The following is a 321-nucleotide window of genomic DNA, read 5'->3' on the forward strand; positions in this document are numbered from 1 at the left end:
GTGAACTTGTCGTTCTTGGTGTCGTTGTAGGCATTGTAGACGGCGAGATCGACGCGCTTGACCATCGAGGTCAGGACCGAGCCCGGATGCAGATGGTTCTGGTTGGAGTCGACGCCGATCGACAGCTTCTTGTTGTCGGCGGCGGTCTGCAGAACGCCGAGACCGGTGGCGCCGGCTGCCGCATAAACGACGTCAGCGCCCTGGTCGATCTGGTTCTTGGCCAACTCGCCGCCGCGGACCGGGTCGTTCCAGGCAGCGCCCGTCGTGCCGGTCATGTTCTGGAACACTTCGATATCGGCCTTGACGGAGCGTGCGCCCTGC

General features: G+C 63.2%; 1 protein-coding gene. It reads right to left on the minus strand.

What is annotated here, in order from left to right; genetic code table 11:
- Positions 1 to 321: BMP family ABC transporter substrate-binding protein (locus tag EOD29_RS31005; protein WP_127248795.1), on the minus strand; the 321-nt coding region annotated here is incomplete at both ends.

Source organism: Mesorhizobium sp. M1A.T.Ca.IN.004.03.1.1 (genome assembly GCF_003997555.1).
Lineage (GTDB): Bacteria > Pseudomonadota > Alphaproteobacteria > Rhizobiales > Rhizobiaceae > Mesorhizobium.